General features: G+C 57.1%; 24 protein-coding genes. 11 read left to right on the top strand and 13 right to left on the bottom strand.

Going from position 1 to position 20,431, the window contains the following annotated elements; translation table 11 throughout:
• The first annotated feature begins 209 nt into the window (after positions 1 to 209).
• Entirely contained in the window at positions 210 to 1,154 is a 945-nt protein-coding gene (gene rpoH / locus IB213_RS03300; protein ID WP_191723420.1) for an RNA polymerase sigma factor RpoH, read from the top strand.
• Positions 1,155 to 1,282: 128 nt separating this feature from the next.
• A complete protein-coding gene (locus tag IB213_RS03295) occupies positions 1,283 to 2,296 on the top strand; it encodes a tripartite tricarboxylate transporter substrate binding protein (protein ID WP_192405379.1) in 1,014 nt (337 codons plus the stop codon).
• Positions 2,297 to 2,420: 124 nt separating this feature from the next.
• Here IB213_RS03295 and IB213_RS03290 read toward each other — a convergent pair whose 3' ends face one another.
• The 3 genes from IB213_RS03290 to IB213_RS03280 form a co-directional block, all read right to left on the bottom strand.
• On the bottom strand, positions 2,421 to 3,035 hold the full coding sequence (locus tag IB213_RS03290) for an SCO family protein (RefSeq protein WP_191723418.1): 615 nt from the start codon (positions 3,033 to 3,035) through the stop codon (positions 2,421 to 2,423).
• 73 nt (positions 3,036 to 3,108) lie between these two features.
• A complete protein-coding gene (locus IB213_RS03285) occupies positions 3,109 to 3,801 on the bottom strand; it encodes a hypothetical protein (RefSeq protein ID WP_370551149.1) in 693 nt (230 codons plus the stop codon).
• Positions 3,782 to 4,558: an SURF1 family protein gene (locus IB213_RS03280; protein WP_192405378.1), complete on the bottom strand. Its 777-nt coding sequence runs from the start codon at positions 4,556 to 4,558 to the stop codon at positions 3,782 to 3,784. The genes IB213_RS03285 and IB213_RS03280 overlap by 20 nt, the downstream gene beginning before the upstream one ends.
• 24 nt (positions 4,559 to 4,582) lie before the next feature.
• On the opposite strand from IB213_RS03280, the gene IB213_RS03275 reads away from it, so the two are divergent.
• On the top strand, positions 4,583 to 4,810 hold the full coding sequence (locus tag IB213_RS03275; RefSeq protein WP_370551148.1) for a twin transmembrane helix small protein: 228 nt from the start codon (positions 4,583 to 4,585) through the stop codon (positions 4,808 to 4,810).
• Positions 4,811 to 4,955: 145 nt separating this feature from the next.
• Here the strand turns inward: IB213_RS03275 and IB213_RS03270 are convergent, their stop codons facing one another.
• The 7 genes from IB213_RS03270 to IB213_RS03240 form a co-directional block, all read right to left on the bottom strand.
• Positions 4,956 to 5,837, bottom strand: a complete 882-nt coding sequence (locus tag IB213_RS03270) for a cytochrome c oxidase subunit 3 (protein WP_191723415.1) — start codon at positions 5,835 to 5,837, stop codon at positions 4,956 to 4,958.
• A 55-nt stretch (positions 5,838 to 5,892) separates the two neighbouring features.
• Complete coding sequence (locus tag IB213_RS03265; RefSeq protein WP_225214139.1) at positions 5,893 to 6,096, bottom strand: DUF2970 domain-containing protein; 204 nt, start codon at positions 6,094 to 6,096, stop codon at positions 5,893 to 5,895.
• Positions 6,093 to 6,701: a cytochrome c oxidase assembly protein gene (locus IB213_RS03260; RefSeq protein WP_191723414.1), complete on the bottom strand. Its 609-nt coding sequence runs from the start codon at positions 6,699 to 6,701 to the stop codon at positions 6,093 to 6,095. Before IB213_RS03260 ends, IB213_RS03265 begins: the two co-directional genes overlap by 4 nt.
• A gap of 13 nt (positions 6,702 to 6,714) precedes the next feature.
• Positions 6,715 to 6,870, bottom strand: a complete 156-nt coding sequence (locus IB213_RS03255; RefSeq protein ID WP_191723694.1) for a cytochrome oxidase small assembly protein — start codon at positions 6,868 to 6,870, stop codon at positions 6,715 to 6,717.
• Positions 6,871 to 6,873: 3 nt separating this feature from the next.
• Positions 6,874 to 8,511, bottom strand: coding sequence for a cytochrome c oxidase subunit I (ctaD, locus tag IB213_RS03250; protein ID WP_192405377.1), 1,638 nt, complete (start codon positions 8,509 to 8,511; stop codon positions 6,874 to 6,876).
• Between the two features lie 34 nt (positions 8,512 to 8,545).
• Complete coding sequence (gene coxB / locus IB213_RS03245) at positions 8,546 to 10,123, bottom strand: cytochrome c oxidase subunit II (protein ID WP_191723412.1); 1,578 nt, start codon at positions 10,121 to 10,123, stop codon at positions 8,546 to 8,548.
• A gap of 478 nt (positions 10,124 to 10,601) precedes the next feature.
• Positions 10,602 to 11,510 (bottom strand): class I SAM-dependent methyltransferase, encoded by a 909-nt coding sequence (locus IB213_RS03240; RefSeq protein ID WP_191723411.1) that lies wholly within the window; start codon positions 11,508 to 11,510, stop codon positions 10,602 to 10,604.
• A 329-nt stretch (positions 11,511 to 11,839) separates the two neighbouring features.
• On the opposite strand from IB213_RS03240, the gene IB213_RS03235 reads away from it, so the two are divergent.
• Both IB213_RS03235 and trmL read left to right on the top strand, forming a co-directional pair.
• Positions 11,840 to 12,316, top strand: coding sequence for a ComF family protein (locus IB213_RS03235; RefSeq protein WP_192405376.1), 477 nt, complete (start codon positions 11,840 to 11,842; stop codon positions 12,314 to 12,316).
• Between the two features lie 41 nt (positions 12,317 to 12,357).
• The gene (gene trmL / locus IB213_RS03230) at positions 12,358 to 12,843 is read left to right on the top strand and encodes a tRNA (uridine(34)/cytosine(34)/5-carboxymethylaminomethyluridine(34)-2'-O)-methyltransferase TrmL (RefSeq protein WP_192405375.1); all 486 of its coding nucleotides are present in this window, start codon (positions 12,358 to 12,360) and stop codon (positions 12,841 to 12,843) included.
• Here the strand turns inward: trmL and IB213_RS03225 are convergent.
• The gene (locus IB213_RS03225) at positions 12,840 to 13,322 is read right to left on the bottom strand and encodes a MaoC family dehydratase (RefSeq protein ID WP_191723408.1); all 483 of its coding nucleotides are present in this window, start codon (positions 13,320 to 13,322) and stop codon (positions 12,840 to 12,842) included. The genes trmL and IB213_RS03225 overlap by 4 nt on opposite strands.
• A gap of 148 nt (positions 13,323 to 13,470) precedes the next feature.
• Positions 13,471 to 14,109: a LysE family translocator gene (locus tag IB213_RS03220; protein ID WP_191723407.1), complete on the bottom strand. Its 639-nt coding sequence runs from the start codon at positions 14,107 to 14,109 to the stop codon at positions 13,471 to 13,473.
• A gap of 113 nt (positions 14,110 to 14,222) precedes the next feature.
• On the opposite strand from IB213_RS03220, the gene IB213_RS03215 reads away from it, so the two are divergent.
• Entirely contained in the window at positions 14,223 to 14,660 is a 438-nt protein-coding gene (locus IB213_RS03215; RefSeq protein WP_191723406.1) for a DUF1841 family protein, read from the top strand.
• Between the two features lie 57 nt (positions 14,661 to 14,717).
• Here the strand turns inward: IB213_RS03215 and IB213_RS03210 are convergent, their stop codons facing one another.
• On the bottom strand, positions 14,718 to 15,374 hold the full coding sequence (locus IB213_RS03210; RefSeq protein ID WP_192405374.1) for a c-type cytochrome: 657 nt from the start codon (positions 15,372 to 15,374) through the stop codon (positions 14,718 to 14,720).
• A 108-nt stretch (positions 15,375 to 15,482) separates the two neighbouring features.
• On the opposite strand from IB213_RS03210, the gene IB213_RS03205 reads away from it, so the two are divergent.
• The 5 genes from IB213_RS03205 (at position 15,483) to IB213_RS03185 (ending at position 20,430) form a co-directional block, all read left to right on the top strand.
• Positions 15,483 to 16,325, top strand: a complete 843-nt coding sequence (locus IB213_RS03205; RefSeq protein ID WP_191723404.1) for a MoxR family ATPase — start codon at positions 15,483 to 15,485, stop codon at positions 16,323 to 16,325.
• 98 nt (positions 16,326 to 16,423) lie between these two features.
• Positions 16,424 to 16,672: a hypothetical protein gene (locus IB213_RS03200; protein ID WP_191723403.1), complete on the top strand. Its 249-nt coding sequence runs from the start codon at positions 16,424 to 16,426 to the stop codon at positions 16,670 to 16,672.
• Positions 16,673 to 16,684: 12 nt separating this feature from the next.
• Positions 16,685 to 17,311 carry a GNAT family N-acetyltransferase gene (locus IB213_RS03195; protein WP_192405373.1) on the top strand — a complete coding sequence of 209 codons (627 nt, stop codon included), beginning with the start codon at positions 16,685 to 16,687 and terminating at the stop codon, positions 17,309 to 17,311.
• 73 nt (positions 17,312 to 17,384) lie between these two features.
• On the top strand, positions 17,385 to 18,572 hold the full coding sequence (locus IB213_RS03190) for a VWA domain-containing protein (protein ID WP_192405372.1): 1,188 nt from the start codon (positions 17,385 to 17,387) through the stop codon (positions 18,570 to 18,572).
• 4 nt (positions 18,573 to 18,576) lie between these two features.
• A complete protein-coding gene (locus tag IB213_RS03185) occupies positions 18,577 to 20,430 on the top strand; it encodes an autotransporter assembly complex family protein (RefSeq protein WP_191723400.1) in 1,854 nt (617 codons plus the stop codon).
• Position 20,431 lies beyond the last annotated feature (1 nt).

Raw genomic sequence — 20,431 nt, 5'->3', positions numbered from 1 at the left:
ACAAAAACCCTATTCACCGAAAAAATTCAACAACTTGCAAAATAAAAGCGTTGTTATCGTGAAAAACTCAGCAACACACAGCTATACATTTGCTGCCAATCGGTAGCCCATGCGCTCTCGAAGACCGCCATTATCTAGGGGAACTTTTGATTTAGCACTCAATCACAGAGAGTGCTAATATGAAGCGATGGATGAAAGGATGGAATGCAATGACAACCCAAACTAGCACACTTGCTGCTTCTGCTTTGGCTCCTGCGAATCCTTGGGCGCTGGTTCCGCCGCTAGGCAATCTGGATGCCTATATCACTGCGGTGAACCGCTTGCCTCTGCTCACCGCAGAGGAAGAGCAAGAGTACGCCCACAAACTCAAAGAACACAACGATCTGGATGCTGCCGGGCGCCTGATCATGTCGCACTTGCGCTTGGTGGTCTCCATTTCGCGCCAGTACCTGGGCTATGGCTTGCCACATGGCGACCTGATTCAAGAAGGCAACGTTGGCCTGATGAAGGCCGTCAAGCGTTTTGACCCCGAGCAGAATGTGCGCTTGGTCAGCTACGCCATGCACTGGATCAAGGCTGAAATTCATGAGTACATTCTGAAGAACTGGCGCATGGTCAAGGTGGCCACCACCAAGGCCCAGCGCAAGCTGTTCTTCAACCTGCGCTCACTCAAGCAGGGTATGCAGGCCGATGCTGCCATGGACGATGAACTGATCCAGCGTGAAACGCTGACAGCTCAGCAGATCGACGCCATGGCCGCCAAGCTGAACGTCAAGCGTGAAGAAGTCATGGAGATGGAAACACGTCTGTCTGGTGGTGATGTCTTGCTGGACCCCAGCCCCAACGATGATGGCGAGCATGCATTCGGCCCGATTGCCTACTTGTCAGATGCCTCGCATGAACCTACCAGCATGATCGAGACACGCCAGCGCGATATGTTGGCAACCGACGGTATCAGCCAAGCGCTGGAAATGCTGGATGACCGCAGCCGCCGCATCGTTGAAGAGCGCTGGCTCAAGGTGAACGACGATGGTTCTGGCGGCATGACACTGCACGAACTGGCTGCTGAATATGGCGTCAGTGCCGAACGCATTCGCCAGATTGAAGTGGCAGCTATGAAAAAGATGAAAAAAGCGCTGGTGGAGTTTGCTTAATCATCTTCCTGCGCTGTCTGCCTGAAAAAGACCAGATTGCTGCTCAGACTAGCCCGGATAATTTCCGGGCTTTCTTTTTTCTTGGGAAGTGGCGTCTTCACTCCTCACTATTTTCTGCACCACGCGATATGACTTCTCTCTACCAGATTGCCCGCCGTACGGTTTTGACTGCAAGCTCAGCCCTGGTTGCTGCCGCTGCCACCACTTCTGTGTTTGCAAGCCCTTCGGCGGACACCTGGCCCACCAGACCGGTGCGTATTGTGGTGGGTTTTCCTGGAGGGTCTTCGCCCGATCTCACAGCCCGGACGTTCTCTGAGCCCTTGTCCAAAATACTTGGACAACCTGTGATTGTGGAAAACAAGGTCGGTGCGGGCGGCAACATTGGTGCCACAGAAGTTGCACGGGCTAGCGACAACCACACCATTGGCCTGATGATCAATGGCAACATGACGATTGCCAAAATCCTCAACCCGGCTACCACTTACGACCCGCTCAAGGACTTGGCACCTTTGACGCTCATCGGCATCTCTCCGCTGGTGCTGACCGCTCCGCTGGAACAACCCGGCGTTGCCAAAGACGCCGACGCCAAAGCCTTCTTCGCTGCCGCCAAGCAGGCGGGAGATAAGTGGAGCTACGGCACCCCTGGTGTGGGCACCATCGGCCATTTGGGCACTGAGCTGCTCAAAACACGCAGCGGTATTGCACCCGTTCACGTGCCTTACAGCGGCTACCCGCAAGTGGCCACGGCCATGATGGGCGGCCAGCTGCAAATGGCGCTGCTGCCTCCCGCGCTGGCTATGGCTCAGGCACAAGCTGGCAAGCTGCGTTTGATTGGCGTCACATCCAGCGGGCGCAGTGCACTGGCACCCGGCGTACCCAGCCTGGCAGAAGCGGGGGTCAGCAATTTCGATTTACAGATCTGGAATGCCTTTGCTGCGCCCTATGCCATGCCTGAAGCCATTCGCACCAAACTGGCGGGCATTCTGGTAGAGATTGCGCGCACGCCGCAGGTGCGCCAAAAGTTGTTTCAGCAGGGCTGGCAAACGGTGGGAACCTCACCCGAAGGCCTGGCCAACCGCATCAAAAAAGATACCGAAGAATTGAGCAAACTGATCAAAGAACAAAAGATCAGCAACCAGTAACCAGCTTCGCCTCAGCAAAAAGCCACCTTTCGGTGGCTTTTTTTATGTTCCCGCACTGCATGCAGGCAGCGCTGACGCATGGCGACAAACTACGTAGCCCGATTGATGGCCTTTCGGCGTCAGCTTAAGCCTTGGCTTCGTCCAGCAGCGCCTTGGCATCTTTGGCCAAAATCTGCGCGCCCTGACCGTAACGCTGATACACACGCAGTTTGCCTTGTGGGTCATAGACATACAGGCCTGCGGAGTGGTCCAAGGTGTAGCTGCCGGGCTGCTTGCCTTCTACTTTCTTGTAGAACACTTTGAAGTTTTTGGCTACCGCAGTGATTTGCTCATGCGAGCCTGTCAGCGCCACCATTTGCGGATCAAAGGCTTCAGCGTAGGCACGCAGCACTTCTGGCGTATCGCGGTCTGGATCAAGCGAAACAAAAATGCCCTGCAAACGATCGCCCTGCTCACCCAGGATGGCCTTGGCCTCTACCAGCTCTTGCAAGGTAGTGGGGCAGACGTCCGGACACTGGGTATAGCCAAAAAAGACCACCACCACCTTGCCCGCGAACTCACTGACTGAACGGGGCTTGCCATAGGCATCCGGCAGCGGGAAGTCTTGCCCGTATTCGGCGCCAGTGATGTCTACGCCTTCAAAGCTGATCGGTTTGGGCTTGCAACCCATCAAAACGGTGGCAGCACCGATGGCAGAGGCTCCCACCATCAAGGTCTGTAGTGCATGTCTTCTTTGCATGGCAATCTCAGTCAATCAATCCATAACCATAACCGCAAACGCAAATGCCTCATTCACGCAAGCTTGTGCATGCTCAACGTCCGGGCTGATCCCAGGATGAAGATGCGCGCAGCAAACGCTCCAGGTCGCGCTTGGCTTTCGGTGCGCTGGTTTTGTCCAGATTCGCAGGAAAGCGCAGCATCCAGTGCCCGAGCGGATCGATCACGTACAAGTGATCTGAAAGCTGCTGCCCTGCAGCAGGTTGCAGCCATGTTTGCAGCGCAGTGGCATCGATTTGCAGAACCTGGGCTGGCTGCAAAGCCTTTTTCAGCTCCGCAGCGGGCTGCTGCCCATCTGCCACCAGCCACACCCAGTCCAGCCGCTCTTTCTCACGGCCCAATCCTTCACGCAGTTGCCGCTGCAAATACAGATGGGTTTCGCACTGCGCTGCACAGGCAGCACCCGAGGTGCTGACCAGCAGCCACTGTCCTTTGAGCTGCGACAGAGGAACTTCTTGCCCTTCCAGCGTTTTGGCCATCAACGCAGGCATGTCTTTTTGCGGCTCAATCAGCTCGCCAAAATTGCGCCGACCTTCGGGCCGGATGACGTAATACGTGAAGTAAGAAGCGATCACCGGTGCTGCACACACCAGCAGCACTGCAAACATTTTCCAGCGCCCTTTGCGCTGGGTCTCAACGGCCTGCACGCCTTGCGACAAGCTTTGCATGCTGGGCGTGCTGTGCACGGTCAAGTTCAAGGGGAGCAAATCAACTTTTTGGTGCGGCATGGCGTTGTCGGGCAGTGCGGGCAGGCCGCAAAAATTGAAACCACAGCACCATGGCAGCCAGTACGGCTGCAATGGCAAACCATTGGAAAGCATAACCTTGGTGCGTGGCAATACCACTGCTGGGCTGTGGCCACGCACGCAACAGCCCTTCGCTGGCTGCGCCGGTTTGTACCACCGTGACAGGCCACAGTGGCAAACCTGTGGTTTGTGCATAAGCCGTCAGGTTGAGGTTCTGGCGAATGTGAGGGTTGTGTGCATCGGGTGCATCACCTTCACCCAGGGCATACAGACGCCCGGGCGCACCAGCCAGTTGGCCTTCAACCGTTACGGTACCCGCGGGGGTTTCAATGGCTTGCAGCAATTGCCGGTCCTGAAAGTTGCGCGCAATCCAGCCGCGCTGCACCAGTACCACCTCACCGCTGGCCAGTTGCAGTGGCGTAAAAACAAAAAAGCCTGGCCGCCCCTGCATTTGCCGGTTGTCCAGATACACCGTGTGTGCAGGCATCCACTGGCCGTGCAATGCAATCGGGCGATACAGCCAGTGGGTCAGCGTTGCATCTCCCAGCGCAAGCTGGTCGTGCACGGCACGGGCGTCCAAGGTGACTGTGCTCGATTGCGCTTGCATGGCATCGTGCAGCCGGGTTTTCTGCGCTGCGCGCTCCAGCTGCCAAAACCCCAAAGCCAGCCCTACACACACGGCGATAACGCCAGCCACCGTCGCCAGCCACCACCGCAGGTTGCCCCGCTTGCGTGTCATACGCAGCTCTCCATAATGGACGGCATGACATACGCCATCGCCCTTTTCTTTTTGGCCATTCTTGTCAGCCTTGCTGCGGCAGGATTTTTTATGCTGCGCAAAAGTGATGCCGAACACGATGCGGCACGCAGCAAGAACATGGCACGTGCGCTCACTTGGCGGATTGTGCTGTCGGTGGTTTTGTTTCTGTGCCTGCTGCTGGCGTGGAAGCTGGGGTACATCCAGCCCACAGGCTTGCCGGTTGGCAAGTGAAATAAAAAAGAGAGCTCGCAACGCTTACACACACTTGTTTTCAAAATGATTTCATATTGAAAATAAGTACTGATAAGCGCTAACAGCTCTCTTTTATTCAAACCATGTTCCTTGCCAGCCATCAGGGCGCAGGCCCTGACCGCATTCACATCCAGTACACCAGTATGTACAGGCCCAGCCACACCACGTCTACAAAGTGCCAGTACCAGGCGGCCCCTTCAAAGCCGAAATGGTGCTCTGCCGTGAAGTGGCCTTTTTGCAAGCGCAAGGTAATAAAGAGCAGCATCAGCATGCCCACAAACACGTGGAAACCGTGAAAGCCTGTGAGCAAGTAGAAGGTGGAGCCAAAGATGCCGGAGTTGAGCTTGAGGTTCAAATCCGTATACAGGTGGTAGTACTCGTAGCCTTGCACGCACAAGAACGTGATACCCAGCAGCACCGTCACCCACATGAAACCAATCGTTTTAGCCCGCTGACCCAGCCGCAGTGCATGGTGGGCAATGGTGAGCGTAACGCCCGAAGTCAGCAGCAATGCAGTGTTGATGGTGGGCAGCCAGAACGGCCCTACGGTTTGAAACGCCTCAACCATGCCACCAGGTGCAGCCGTGGCACCCGGCATGACGCTGGGCCACACGGCACTAAAACCGGGCCACAGCAATGAGTTTTCCAGACTGCCCAAGGCTGGCACAGAGTGCGCACGGCCCCACCACAGGGCAGTAAAGAATGCGCCAAAGAACATGACTTCCGAGAAGATGAACCAGCTCATGCTCCAGCGGTAAGACAGGTCAATCTTGCGACCGAACAAGCCACGCTCGCTCTCCTGCGCTGCTTCACGGAACCAGCGAAACAGCACCACCAGCCACCATGTCAGGCCAAAGAAGAAACTCCACATGCCCCACTGGTGGCCATTGACCCACATGCCCGCGCCCAGAATGACAAAAAACAGTCCGGCAGCGGCCCAGATGGGGTGACCTGATTCAGCAGGTACAAAATAGTACGGGGTGCTTGCAGTGTGCGGTGTACCCATGTCAGCTCCTGTCATCACTCGTCTCAAACATAGCGTTTCGATCCAGCGCTGCGCGCTAGACCACCCAATTGACAATACCGATCAACAACAACACAAATACAAAAATTGCCACCAGCCCCACACTGACGACCAGCAGCGGGGTCATCTGCGCCGAATCACTGCGCCACTCGCTGCCTTTGCGCACACCCAGAAAGGCCCAGGCCATCGCCTTGATGGTGCGCAACAGCGACGGTTTACGAGAGGATTGCTGTTCACTCAAGACGCACCTCCTTGTGCTGGCTGCTGCAGCGCTGCTGTCGGTGCCGCAGGCACCTTGCCACCCACTTCAAAGAAGGTGTAGCTCAGCGTGATGGTGGTCACGTCCTTAGGCAGCCGAGGATCGATCACAAACGCTACAGGCCACTCCTTTTTCTCGCCGGGCTGCAGCTCGTACTGGTTAAAGCAAAAACACTCCATCTTCACAAAATGCGGTGCAGCCTGGCGAGGCGCATAGCTTGGGATGGCCTGCGCTGCCATGGCACGGTTTTGGATGTTTTGAAACTCATACATCACCGTCGCCAGCTCACCGGGGTGGACCTGCAAAGAGCGTATCTCGGGTTTGAAATCCCATGGGCCTCGCGCATTGGCATCAAACTCCACCGTGATCGTGCGGGTGGTGTCTACCTGCGTATTAGTGGGCAGCTTTCCCACCGCTCCGTTGCCCGGCACCTGCCGCTCGGAGATGGTGAGAATGTTGATGCCCAGCGCCTCACACACATGCTTGTAGATGGGAATCAACGCATAGCCAAAGGCAAACATTCCCACAGTGATCACCAGCAGTTTGGTGACCATTTGAAAGTTGGCGCTGCGCTTGCGTGGATTCATGGCTGTGCGTGCCTTAGCCGCCCAACAATGCCATCTTGGCCACAAATCCCACAAAGAACACGACGGCGATAGACGCCAGCACCAGGGCCATGCGCGTATTGCGCTGGCGCTGCAGTTGCCAGGCTTCTGTACGGCCAGGCATGGAGTTGCTGTGTTTAGGGTGAATCATGGTTTATCCAATCACGCGGGTTGCGGTGCTATCCAATTTAGGAGGTGTTTCAAAGGTATGAAATGGGGCAGGCGAAGGCACTTCCCACTCCAGACCTTCTGCCGCTTCCCATGGTTTTTGCGGTGCTTTTTCCCCTTTGCCACGCATTGCGGGCACTACAACGGCCAGGAAGAAATACACCTGCATCAAGCCAAATCCAAATGCGCCTATAGAGGCTACCGCGTTGAAGTCGGCGAACTGCATGGGATAGTCGGCATAGCGGCGTGGCATACCGGCCAGACCCAGGAAGTGCATGGGAAAGAAAGTGATGTTGAAGAAGATCAGCGAACCCCAGAAGTGGATCTGCCCACGTCGCTCGGAATACATCACGCCCGTCCATTTCGGCGACCAGTAGTAATACGCCGCAAACATGGAAAACAGCGAACCAGCCACCAGCACATAGTGAAAGTGCGCGACGACGTAGTAGGTGTCCTGCAACTGAATATCAATGGGGGCCATGGACAAGATCAGCCCGGTAAAGCCACCCATGGTGAACACAAAGATAAAGCCCACCGAGAACAGCATGGGCGTCTCAAACGTCATGGAGCCGCGCCACATGGTGGCTACCCAGTTGAAAATCTTCACGGCCGTGGGCACCGAGATCAACATGGTGGAATACATGAAAAACAGCTGGCCAGTCACCGGCATGCCCGTGGTGAACATGTGATGCGCCCACACGATGAAGCTCAAAATGGCAATCGAGCTGGTGGCATACACCATGGAGGCATAGCCGAACAGTTTTTTACGGCTGAATGCCGGCACGATCTGGCTGACGATGCCGAAGGCCGGCAAGATCATGATGTAGACCTCTGGATGGCCAAAGAACCAGAAGATGTGCTGGTACATCACCGGGTCACCACCCCCTGCAGGGTTGAAGAAGCTGGTGCCAAAGTGGCGATCTGTCAGCGTCATGGTGATAGCGCCTGCCAGCACGGGCATGACGGCAATCAACAGGTAGGCCGTGATCAGCCATGTCCAGGCGAACATGGGCATCTTCATCAGCGTCATGCCGGGCGCGCGCATGTTCAAGATGGTGACGATGATGTTGATCGACCCCATGATGGAGCTGGCACCCATGATGTGCATCGCAAAGATGCTGGTGTCCATGGATGGCCCCATCTGCAGCGTCAGGGGGGCATACAGCGTCCAGCCCGCAGCCGGTGCACCACCGGGCATGAAGAACGAGCCCACCAGCATCAGGCCCGCAGGCACCATCAGCCAGAAACTGAAATTATTCATACGGGCAAAAGCCATGTCTGATGCGCCGATTTGCAGAGGCAGCATCCAGTTGGCGAAGCCCACAAAGGCCGGCATGATGGCGCCAAACACCATGATCAGACCGTGCATGGTGGTCAATTGATTGAACAGCTCTGGGTTGACCAACTGCAAGCCGGGCTGAAACAGCTCTGCACGAATCAACAGCGCCAGCACTCCACCAATCATCAGCATGGTGAAGCTGAACAGCAGGTACAGCGTGCCAATGTCTTTGTGGTTGGTGGCGTACAGCCAGCGGCGCCAGCCCGTGGGCGTGGCGTGGTGATGATCATGGTGGTGATCACCATGTGTGGTCTGGTCGTGAGAAGGTGGGTAAATGGCGCTCATGTGCGGGGCTCCCTATCTCTGTTTTGCATTGCGCTCACTGCGCAGCCACGATATCTACACGGCGTGCCTGCTCGTTGGCACCAGCGCTGTCGGTAATGGTTTGCGGCTTGCGCAGCTCAATACGTTCAGCGGCCACGCCCGCATCTGTCAGCGCCTTGGCCACTGCCTGGGCACGCTGCTTGGCAAGTTCCGCATTCACATCAGCGCTGCCGGTGGCATCGACATAACCTGACAGCGCAATCTTGACGCTGTCATTGCTTTGCAGCCACTGCACGGCTTGCTGCACGGTCGCCTTTGATTTGTCATCCAGCGCACTTTGGCCGGTGGCAAAGAAAACCTGGTAAGGCATGCCACCCGCACTGACGGGTAAAGCAGTGTCTGGCGCAGGCGCTGCAGAAGCTGGCGCTGGCTCAGTGGCCGCAGCAGGTGCACCACCTTCAGGAAAGCTGCCCTTGCGCGCCTGGGTGAACTGCGCAGGCTGAATCAATTGCCCCGTCTGGTTGCTCCAATTGTTTTTCACATAGGTCAGCACGGCGGCCAGCTCTACATCGCTCAGTTGCTTCCAGGATGGCATGGCCCCATTCGCACGCCCTTCCAGCACCACATGCATGGGTTCAGCCAGAGAGCCACGTACCAGCGCGCTGCCATCCAGCGCCTTGATAGCCCCTGCGCCCTTGCCACTGGCCTGATGACACGCCGCACAGTTGGCTGCGTAAACCTTTGCGCCACGCGCAACCAGTTCATCGAGCTTCCATTCTTTGGTTGGGTCATCTTTTTTGGCCGCTGCCAGCTTGAGCTGTTCATCCACCCATGCTGCATAAGGGCCGCTGTCCAGCACCTTCACATGAATCGGCATGTAGGCGTGCTCTTTTCCGCACAGCTCTGCGCACTGTCCGTAGTAATCACCCGGTTTGTCTGCCTTGAACCATGTATCACGTACAAAGCCAGGAATCGCGTCTTGCTTGATACCGAAAGCCGGCACCATGAAACTATGGATCACATCATTGGCCGTGGTGATGATGCGCACCTTCTTGCCCACTGGCACTACCAGCGGGTTGTCTACCCGCAGCAAATAATCATTGGGTGCATTGCTCACATCACCGCTGCTGGACATTGCACGGTGGCTGCTGTCGATGGTGGACAGGAAGCTCAGCCCCTCGCCCGGGCCTTTGAGGTAGTCGTACCCCCACTTCCACTGATAGCCCGTGACCTTGATGGTCAGCTCGGCGTTGGTGGTATCTTTTTGCGCCACCAGCACCTTGGTAGCGGGCAGCGCCATCAAGATCACGATGATGAAGGGAATCACCGTCCAGATGACCTCTACCGTCGCTGATTCGTGGAAGTTGGCAGCCTTGGCACCCTGGGATTTGCGATGCTTCCAGATGGAATAGAACATCACCGCAAATACAGCCACAAAGATCACTACGCAGATGGCCAGCATCATCCAGTGCAGAAAGTGCTGCTCCTGGGCAATGCGCGTGACCGGCGGGTGCAAGTTCAGCTGTTTGACGGCTGGGCCACCGGGCAAGTCTTGCACTGCATGCGCGGTACTGGCCAGCCATGCTGTTGCAGCCGTACACAGAGAAACCAGTTGAAAGATACTGCTTTTCATATTTCTCACTTGCGTCTGAGCCTCCGGGATTCCGTTGCCCGCCTGCCATTACAGTGCCGTGCGAAGTCTTGCGAAGAAAGCAAAAATCAAGGTGCCTGGCACACTGCACCCAACTGCCCTGCATGCAGTTTGCAGGGATGCAGCGCCAGCGCATACAGGGGTTTCAAGCAGGAGAAGACATCGCTGCAACGGTGCCCTGTAGGATGCCGCGCAAAAAACGATGAATGAAATCGCCAACTGCATGCACGCTGGTACGCGAGATGCAACAACAAAAAAACACGAGAGACTGACCCAGGCTTTGCGGTCCAGCCTGTCTGCAAGGCATAGCGACACACCAATTTTTTCTCCCCTGACGACCGCTGGGCCGTTGGCTTTGCACTGCCCAAATCCGCGCTCCAGGGCCGTGCTTGCTATCAGTAGTTTGAAAAAATTGTAGTGCGCTTTGCGTTAAATCAATGCAGCAAAAAAGGCTTTTCGCCTATCGCAAACCCTGCTCCCTGCCCTGCTTGAGCATGCTGCGCATCTGGTCTAAAGAGACCGAACTTTCACTGTCCACTGCCACACGTGGAACAGGTTTAAACGCATGGCCATAAACCAGCTCAAAGGACAAGGCCAGTTGCCCCTCGCTGTGATCGACACGCAAATGCTCGCCCATGGCAGCGTGCAACTGTGCCAACCATGCGCGGCCACGCAAGCCCGAAAAACGCTGGGGATGCAAGTTGCAGCCCAGCTCACGCAGCTCTTGCAGCAAGCGCTCGGGGCTGGCAAAAGTCAGCGTAATGGTTTCCATATCCATCACAGGCTCTGCAAAGCCTGCCTGCACCAGCATGTCTCCCCAGTCGTGCATATCGGTAAAGCTATGCCCGGCTGCTGGCCAGCCCATGCGCTCATACAGGGCACGCATTTCTTTGGCGGTATCTGGCCCCAGACACGAAAACATCACAAAGCCATCTACAGCCAAAGCTTCATGCCACTGCTTGAGCATTTGCACAGGCTGTGCCTGGTTGTGCAGCAGCATGTTGGCCCACAACATATCCACGCTACCGGCGGCCGGCATCTCCATCAAAGTCTTGGCACCACCCCAGCGTGAGGGGCTCCACCATGGCTTGGCCCACTGCTCCTGGGCAACAGTCTGCATGCGCGGCACGGGCTCGACCACATAGCATTGCGCCTGCGGATAGCGTTGTGCCAAAGCTGCATGCACCTGCATGCCACCGCGCACGGGCTGCCAGTCGCACCATGTACCGGGGGTGCGGCAAATCCACTGCAAACGCGCCTCCATCCGGCGGCCCACCTCTTCATGCAGCCACGGCGACTGGGCCGGTGCAGCCTGTTGCCAGCGTGCAGCAGCGATGGGATCAATGGTGGGGGGCAAGTGCTCAGACATGGAAGTGCAAACTCAACTAGCAACCCCGCCGCCACACGGCATGGCAACGGCAGGTGCCGCGGCAGTATATTGATTTCATGCCTCTGCGTTGGCCAACATGGCTATCCCATCCTGTGAAATGGCTCCGTGCCTTACCCAGTCAGTGTCTGGCATGCCACGCATGGCCAAGCCAGGATGTGCTGTGTCCCGACTGCTGGCAGCGTTTTGCCACCCATGCACCATTTCGCTGTACAGGCTGTGCATTGGCTCTGCCAGGCGTTGGCCCCGAGCGGCCGCGCTGCGGCGCATGCCTGCGGCACCCTCCTGCATGGCATGAAGCACACGCATGGATGGACTACCACTATCCATGGAACAACTTGATTTCACGCTGGAAATTTGGACAGCAGCCCGCTCTGGCCCGCTACGCAGCACACTGGATGCTGCAGGACGCACGCATTCAGGCCGCTATCAATGCCGCTGATGTACTGGTCCCCATCCCCTTATCCAAAGAACGCATGCGTGAACGCGGCTACAACCAGGCGGCGCTGCTGGCCCAGGCTTTCAAAAGTCACAAGCACCAGCTCCATTGCCTGGCACGCACGCACCACGCAATGGCCCAAAGTGGCTCAACCCGCGCACAGCGTCTGCGTAATTTGCGCAACGCCTTCACCATTGACACTGCGCAGCGCCACCACATTCAGGGTAAAAAAGTTCTGTTGATTGATGACGTAATGACCACTGGCGCCACACTCACCGCAGCCAGCCACTGTTTGCTGCAAGCTGGCGCCCGTCAGATTCAAGTACTGTGCATGGCCCGGACACCATAAACACCGCCAGGGACAAGCCCAAAAGCGGACAATACGCCGCCATGTTCCATATCGTTCTTGTAGAGCCTGAGATTCCACCGAATACAGGCAACATCATTCGCCTGGCAGCCAACACCGGCTGCCAGTTGCACCTGATTGAGCCCCTGGGCTTTTCCATGGAAGACCGCCACATGCGCCGCGCTGGGCTGGACTACCACGAGTACACCAGCGTGCGTCGCCATGCCAGCTGGCAAAATTTTCTGCAAACCATGCAACCTGCGCAAGAACGCATGTTTGCCATGACCACGCATGGCAGCCAGCCTGCCCATTCGCTGCAGTTCCAACCGGGCGACTGGTTTGTGTTCGGTTGTGAAACACGCGGCCTTGCACCCGAAGTGCGTGAGTTTTTCCCCACGGCACAGCGCCTACGCCTGCCCATGCTGGAAGGCCAGCGCAGCCTGAACCTGTCTAACGCCGTGGCTGTCACCGTGTTTGAAGCCTGGCGCCAAAATGGTTTTTTAACGCCTGACGGACACCCTGCACGTTAAGTCAGCATCGACGCCCCCATCGGGGCGCCGTAACTGCGTGACAGTGATTCCGCCACACACACCGGCTTGTCGCCACCTTCTCGCTCGACAGTCACCAGCCATGTAATTTGCACGCTGTCTGGGCCCACGGGCTCCACCGCCTGCACCCCAACCCGGGCTCGCACGCGGCTGCCCACAGGCACAGGGGCCGGAAAACGTACCTTGTTCAAGCCATAGTTCACCCCCATCGTGGCACCTTCGATGTGCACTGCCTGGCTAAAAAACAAAGGCAGCAGTGACAGTGACAGAAAGCCATGTGCAATCGGCCCACCAAACGGGCCTTGAGCAGCTTTGACCGGATCGATGTGGATCCACTGGTGATCACCCGTTGCGTCAGCGAACAGGTTCACTTGCTCTTGGGTAATGGTGATCCAGTCGGTCACCGCAATTTCCTGGCCTGCACAGGCGCGCAGCTGGGCATAAGAGTTGAAGGTTTTCATGCCTTCAATTTAAGAACCTCTGTGGCTGCAGTCAGTCGGTCCTGTGACAGGGGTTGACCCTAGGTGACTGACAGCCCGATCAGGCATGAGCGCTGATGCACAAAGTGCTGACAGCTATCGATTTAGCCCAAGCCGGGCATCCCGAGAATTACCCTTGGTTTGTCGAACGCTGCACAAAGAACAGTCCGAAACCCACCAGCATGAGCAAGCCACCAAAGATGCGGTTTTGCCAGCGCATGGCCTCGCTGCTGCGCATCCAGCGGCGCAGCGCACTGGCGCTGGCGGCGTAGCCGTGCATCACCACGGTATCTACGGCCAGACAGGTCGCAGACATCACTAGCAGCTGCACCCACAATGCGCGCTCCGGGCTCAAGAACTGCGGCAATACAGCCACCATGAAAATAATGCCCTTGGGGTTGGTGGCGTTGGTCAAAAATCCGGCCAGGGTACGCTGCCTCCAGGGCATAGGTGCAGCCTGCAAGTACCCCACATCCACTCCGTTGCCAACACTGCGCCACTGGCTCCAGCCCAGATAAATCAGGTAGCCCGCGCCCAGCACCTTGACCACGGTAAAGGCAACGTCAGAGGCAATCAGCACAGCCCCAACGCCACCACCTGCTATCAGCAAAATCAGCAGCAACCCCAACTGCAGGCCACCAATCGTGGCCGAAGTCTGGCGCACGCCGTAGGCCAGACCATGGCTCATGGAGAGCACTGCCCCAGAGCCCGGAGAGATGGCGATGAAAACGCACGCCGAGAAAAATGCCAACCAAGTATGAAAATCCATGTGCCAATGTCCGAGAGCTGCCAACCTGAAGCGCGCGATCTTACGCCGACCCCGGCGCCCTATTGCCACCTTGGCGACTGGATTGCGCCGCACATGCTACGCTGCCGCCCATCATGCTTTTCAACCCCACCCAAGCTGACGTGCGACGCTTTTTCTGTAGCGTACGCAGCAAAATGCTACATAACGCGCCGATGGAGGCCATCGAGACACTGGCCAGCCTGTGGATTGACGAACACCCGGAATACTTTGCCGAGCTGGACGACGTAGAGGCGGCCATCAAGCGCAATTACGACCTGGAGCCCGATCGCACCAATCCGTTTTTGCACCTGTCCATGCACCTGTCCATCAGTGAGCAATGCAGCGTAGACCAGCCCCGCGGCATTCGTCAGGCGGTGGAGCTGCTGACCAAACGGCGCAACTCACTGCACGACGCACACCACGAAACCATGGAATGCCTGGGCCAGATGCTGGCCGACAGCCAGCGCAATGGCCATCCGCCCGATGGTGACCAGTACGTAGCTGCCGTACAGCGCCGCGCCACGCGCGACTAAACGCCCCGAACAACAACAAGGCCCGCTTGCAGCGGGCCTTTTTGTTATTGGCAGCGCTCAGCGAAAGTGCGCTGGAGGAATCGTTTTCAAATCCCCATCGAGCTTGCTGATGTAGTGGGCCAGCAGCTTGAGCTCCTGATTGCTGAACTGCTGGGCAATTGGCGCCATGATGCCGTTGCTGCGACCAACCCGGGGGTTGTTGACTGTTTTGTATGACTTGAGCGCCGCCAGCAGATAGTCCGAGTGCTGGCCTGCTACTTTCGGGTAGCTTGCGTCAATCGGCTTGGAGAAATTTTGACCATGGCAGGTAAAGCAGGCGCCTTTTTCAATCAAGGCGGCCACCTGCGTCGGTGGATCATGCGGTTGTGCGGCATCTTTGCGTACGGGGTTGTGGGCCTCGTAGTAGGCAGACACATCCGCAATGTCCTGATCGCTGAGTGACTCGGCAACGCCACGCATGGTGGGGTGATGGCGATCACCCTTGCGGTAGGCATCCAGCGCCGCAGCAATATATGCTGCAGACTGCCCCGATATCATCGGCACCTTGTAAACCTCAGGAAAGCTGGCCTGGTAACCAGCGATACCATGGCAGCCAATGCACATGGAAATTTTCCCTTCACCTGCCTTGATATCTCCCTGCACAACCTGTGCCGAGGCAGTTGACGTCGCACAAGCGACAAACAATGCAAACACCGTGGTCCATGTTTTGATCATTTTGTGCACAAAATCCTTTGCAAAGTTCAGCTGGGATCTGGTCGTGAAAATTCATTATCAGAGCAGTTGTCAAGCACCCACATCAATGTTTACGCTGATATCACGCCCATGAAATTCCAAGGTTCTGACAATTACGTTGCCACCCAAGATCTGATGCTGGCGGTGAATGCCGCCATCAAACTGCAGCGCCCGCTGCTGGTAAAAGGCGAGCCCGGCACAGGCAAAACCATGCTTGCCGAAGAGGTGGCAGCCGCCTTGGACATGCCCTTGCTGCAGTGGCACATCAAGTCCACCACCAAAGCGCAGCAGGGCTTGTACGAATATGACGCGGTCTCACGTCTGCGAGACAGCCAGCTGGGCGACGCCCGCACGCAGGACATTCGCAACTACATCGTCAAAGGCGTGCTGTGGCAGGCGTTTACTGCGGACGAGCCCGTGGCCCTGCTGATCGACGAGATTGACAAGGCAGATATCGAGTTCCCCAACGACTTGCTGCGCGAAATCGACCGCATGGAGTTTTACTGCTACGAAACCCGCGAGATGATCCGCGCCAAGCACCGCCCGCTGGTGTTCATTACCTCCAACAACGAAAAAGAGCTGCCCGATGCCTTCCTGCGCCGCTGCTTTTTCCACTACATCAAGTTTCCTGAAGCAGACACCATGCGCCAGATTGTGGCGGTGCACTTTCCCACGCTCAAGGGCGACTTGCTCAGCGCAGCGCTCAAAACGTTCTACGACGTGCGCAACCTGCCGGGCCTGAAGAAAAAACCTTCGACCAGCGAGCTGATCGACTGGCTCAAGCTGCTGGTAGCCGAAGACATTCCGCTGGAGGCCTTGCAGTCTCCAGACCAGAAGGTCTCCGTGCCGCCACTGGTTGGTGCCTTGCTGAAAAACGAACAGGACATGAGCCTGTTTGAAAAGCTGGTGTTCATGAATCAGCGCAACCGCTGACACGGCGCTGACAGCCGCGTTGCAGGCTTGCCCCAATGCGCAAAGATGCCGTCTGTCGTAGCTTCGGTGTTTTGATGACTTTGCTTAAGGGAAAAAACATGGCTTCTGCACAAAAAATGCTGCTCGAGGGAGTTTCCGACGCGGTGTGCTTCATGCTCGGCGCACTGGCTGGCTATGGTCTGGGCAAGATGGTGGGTATCGACATCTTTGAAGACGGCTACAGCGGCTCCGGCATGATCGGCATTTTGATGATCGGCCTGGGTGGCGGCGCAGGCTTGCACATTGCACGCATCTGGCGCAGCCACCAGCAAGCCAAAAACAAACTCGAAGAAGCCGAGGTCGATTGACCTCTACCCCCTATGCATGATCCACAACCGAGCACGCCCTTTGCGCCCCCCGTCAGATTGCAAGGATGGGGTGTTTGCCTTGAACCATTGAGCCTGCTGCACACCGCAGGCCTGCAAGAAGCTGCCGCTGATGGCCAACTGTGGAATCTGCGCATCACCTGGGTGCCCAGGCAAGAAGAAGCGACGGCCTACATCCAAAAGGCCCTGGACATGCAAGCCCAGGGTACGCGCTGCCCGTTTGCCGTACTGGATGCGGCCAGCGGCAAGTTGCTGGGCACCAGCAGCTACCACGACATCGTGCCTGCGGTAAAGCGCCTGGAGATTGGCTACACCTGGTACGCCGCCAGCGCACAGCGCAGCCATGTCAACACTGCCGCCAAGCTGCTGCTGATGCAGCATGCATTTGAAACGCTGTCCTGCGCCGTGGTGGGCTGGCGTACCGACATTCTGAACACCCGCAGCCAGCAAGCCATTGAGCGCCTGGGTGCACATAAAGACGGGGTATTGCGCCACCACGCACTGCGCTGGGATGGCAGCGTGCGCGACACTGTGATGTACAGCATGCTGGCCGCCGAGTGGCCAGCCGCAGAACATCGTTTACTTGAAAAATTGAAGCATATGGCGCTTACCAGCAATTAATTTGCGCATCAAATCACTTTGTAAACAAGTAATTTCAAGCGCTTGTAGCTTCTGTTTTTAAACTCTCACTGCCATGCTGATCGATTTTTTCTACACCTTGCGCGCTGCAAAGCTGCCCGTTTCCGTCAAGGAATACCTGATGCTGCTCGAAGCGCTGCAGGCCGGCGTGGTCGGCCCGCTCAGTGACGACGGCTGGAGCCTGGACGATTTTTACTTTCTGGCCCGCACCACACTGGTCAAGGACGAAAAGCATTACGACAAGTTTGACCGCGCCTTTGCCGCCTACTTCAAGGGCGTGGAAATGGTGGCCGACTTCAAGAAAGAGCTGCCCGAGGAGTGGCTGCGCAAGCTGCTGGACAAAGAGCTGACACCTGAGCAAAGGGCAGCTATCGAGAAGATGGGCTGGGATGAGCTCATGGAGACACTCAAAAAGCGTCTGGAAGAGCAAAAAGGCCGCCACGAAGGCGGTAACAAATGGATTGGCACCGGTGGCACCAGCCCCTTTGGGCACGGCGGCTACAACCCGCAAGGCGTGCGCATTGGCGGACCCGGTAAAAACCGCAGCGCCGTCAAGGTGTGGGAGCAGCGCGCCTACCGCGATTACGACGACACGCAAGAGCTGGGCACCCGCAACATCAAGGTGGCCCTGCGCCGCCTGCGCAAATTTGCACGCCAGGGCAGCAACCTGGAGCTGGATTTGCCCGACACCATCCGCAGCACAGCGGCCAACGCTGGCTGGCTGGACATCAAGATGGTGCCCGAGCGCCACAACAATGTGAAAGTGCTGCTGCTCATGGATGTGGGCGGCACCATGGACGATCACATTCAGCGCGTGGAAGAGCTGTTTTCAGCCGTCAAAAGCGAGTTCAAGCATCTGGAGTTCTATTACTTTCACAACTGTGTGTATGACTTCATGTGGAAGAACAACCGCCGCCGTTTTGCTGAAAAGTTCGACACCTGGGACATCATTCGCAAATACAACAAAGATTACAAATTGATATTTGTTGGTGATGCCACCATGAGCCCTTACGAAATCTTGCAACCAGGCGGCAGCGTTGAATACAACAACGATGAGCCGGGCGCTGAGTGGCTGCAAAGACTGACTAACGCATTCCCTCACCATGCATGGATCAATCCAGAACCCCAGGGTGTGTGGGAATATCGCCAAAGTATTGACGTCATTCGCCAGTTGATGGGCGGTCGCATGTACCCCCTGACTTTGAAAGGTCTGGAAGAAACCATGAGGCTGCTGTCAAAATAAATCCATGCCCAAGCACTTATCTACAAACAAGCCCTTCTGGAAATCGGCATGTTTGTTAACCAGCGCACTGCTGCTGTCCGGCTGCAGTCTGCTGTCCAAAGACAAAATCGGTGATGACGCTCCCGCCAGCTTTGCGCTGGAAGTGGATGCCCCCAAAGACGTGCGCGAGTTATTGCTGCAGCACATGGAGTTGCAGCGCTATCGCAGCTTGAGCGACTTGCGCCGCAATGAACTCAGCCGCCTGCTTGGCGCAGCTGATGGCAATATCCGCAGCCTTCTGGGCACCATGGGCTATTTCTCACCCACCATTGAGCTGCAGTTGATTGAAACGCCAGAGGATGCCGACACGCCACGCAAGGTGGTGGTGCAAGTGGAACCAGGAGAGCCCACCAAGGTCACCCAAACCGAAGTCGCCTTTACCGGCACCAATGCCGATGATCCCAAAGGCAGGAACATGCGTGAGAGCATTCGCCGCAATTGGTCTTTGCCAGTCGGTGAACGTTTTAGCCAGTCCGCATGGAGCAGCGCCAAAAACGATGGCGTCCGCCGTCTGCAAAACCGTCGCTACCCCACCGCCAGCCTGACTGAAAGCCGTGCAGACATCGATGCCGACACCCAAGAGGCGCAGCTCAAAGTGGCGTATGAACCCGGCCCTGCTTACTACTTTGGCCCCCTGGTCATTGAAGGCGCTGAACGCTACAACCCTTCGGGCTTGATTCGTCTGGCGCGGTTGCCGGTGGGTGATGAATATCGCCAGACCACACTGCTCGATGCCCAGCAACGCTTGGCCAACAGCGGCTATTACGACTCGGTCTTTCTGACGCTGGCAACGGATGCGGCCCAGCCCGGCGACACCGAAGTGCACGCCCCCGTCATTGCCCAGGTGCGCGAGGCCAAGTTGCAAAAATGGATTTACGGCGTGGGCTTGAGCACCGACACAGGTTTTCGTTTCTCCATCGATCACACCCACAACCGCGTGCCTTATCTGGACTGGCGCGCGCAAAGCAAGCTGCAGCTGGACAAGAAGAACCCGCTGCTTTCTACCCGCGTCGCGTCATTGCCTGATTACAGCGGCTGGAATTACTTCTTTGGTGGCAAAGCCGCTCGCGAAGAGCTGGCCGATTACACCGCCAACAGCGTGACGCTGGCGGCTGGCCGCAGCAAGAGCGAAGACAAGATTGATCGTACCTACTATCTGCAGTACGACATGGCCAAGGCGCAGGGCGCAGGCGCGCCACCCTCCAGCTCGGCCATCACCATCAACTATGGCTGGACAGGGCGTTATTTCAACAATGCCACCAATCCCACACGTGGCTACGGGCTGGGCTGGGACGTTGGTGCCGGCACCACGCTCACCCCTGCCCGTGAACCCTTTAGCCGGCTGTCTGCACGCTGGCTGTACTTCATGCCGCTGAGCAAAACCGATGAGGCCACCAACCGCCGCAGTCGCCTGGCCTTCAGAGCCAATGGTGGCGCAGTGATTGCACGCGACGATGCCGTGGTACCTATCACGCAATTGTTCCTGTCTGGTGGCGACACCACAGTGCGCGGCTACAGCTATCAGAGCATTGGTGCACGCAGTGACAATGGCAAGCTGATTGGTGGCCGCTACATGGCATCGGGCAGCATTGAATGGCAGCGCCCAATCACCATTGCGGGCAATCGCACTGACTGGGAGCACGCCACCTTTGTGGATGCCGGCACGGTGACTGACTCGCTGGATATCTACACCGTATTTGTCGGTATCGGCACTGGTATTCGATGGCGCAGCCCAGTCGGGCCACTGCAAGCCGATTTGGCCTACGGCCTAGAGACCAAGGAGGTGCGCCTGCACCTGCGCCTGGGATTCAATTTCTAAT

This window comes from Comamonas sp. CMM02 (assembly GCF_014851485.1).
Classification (GTDB): Bacteria; Pseudomonadota; Gammaproteobacteria; order Burkholderiales; family Burkholderiaceae_C; genus Comamonas; species Comamonas avium.
The sequence above is the reverse complement of the archived record's forward strand: the minus strand, read 5'-3'. Positions and strand labels throughout refer to the sequence as shown.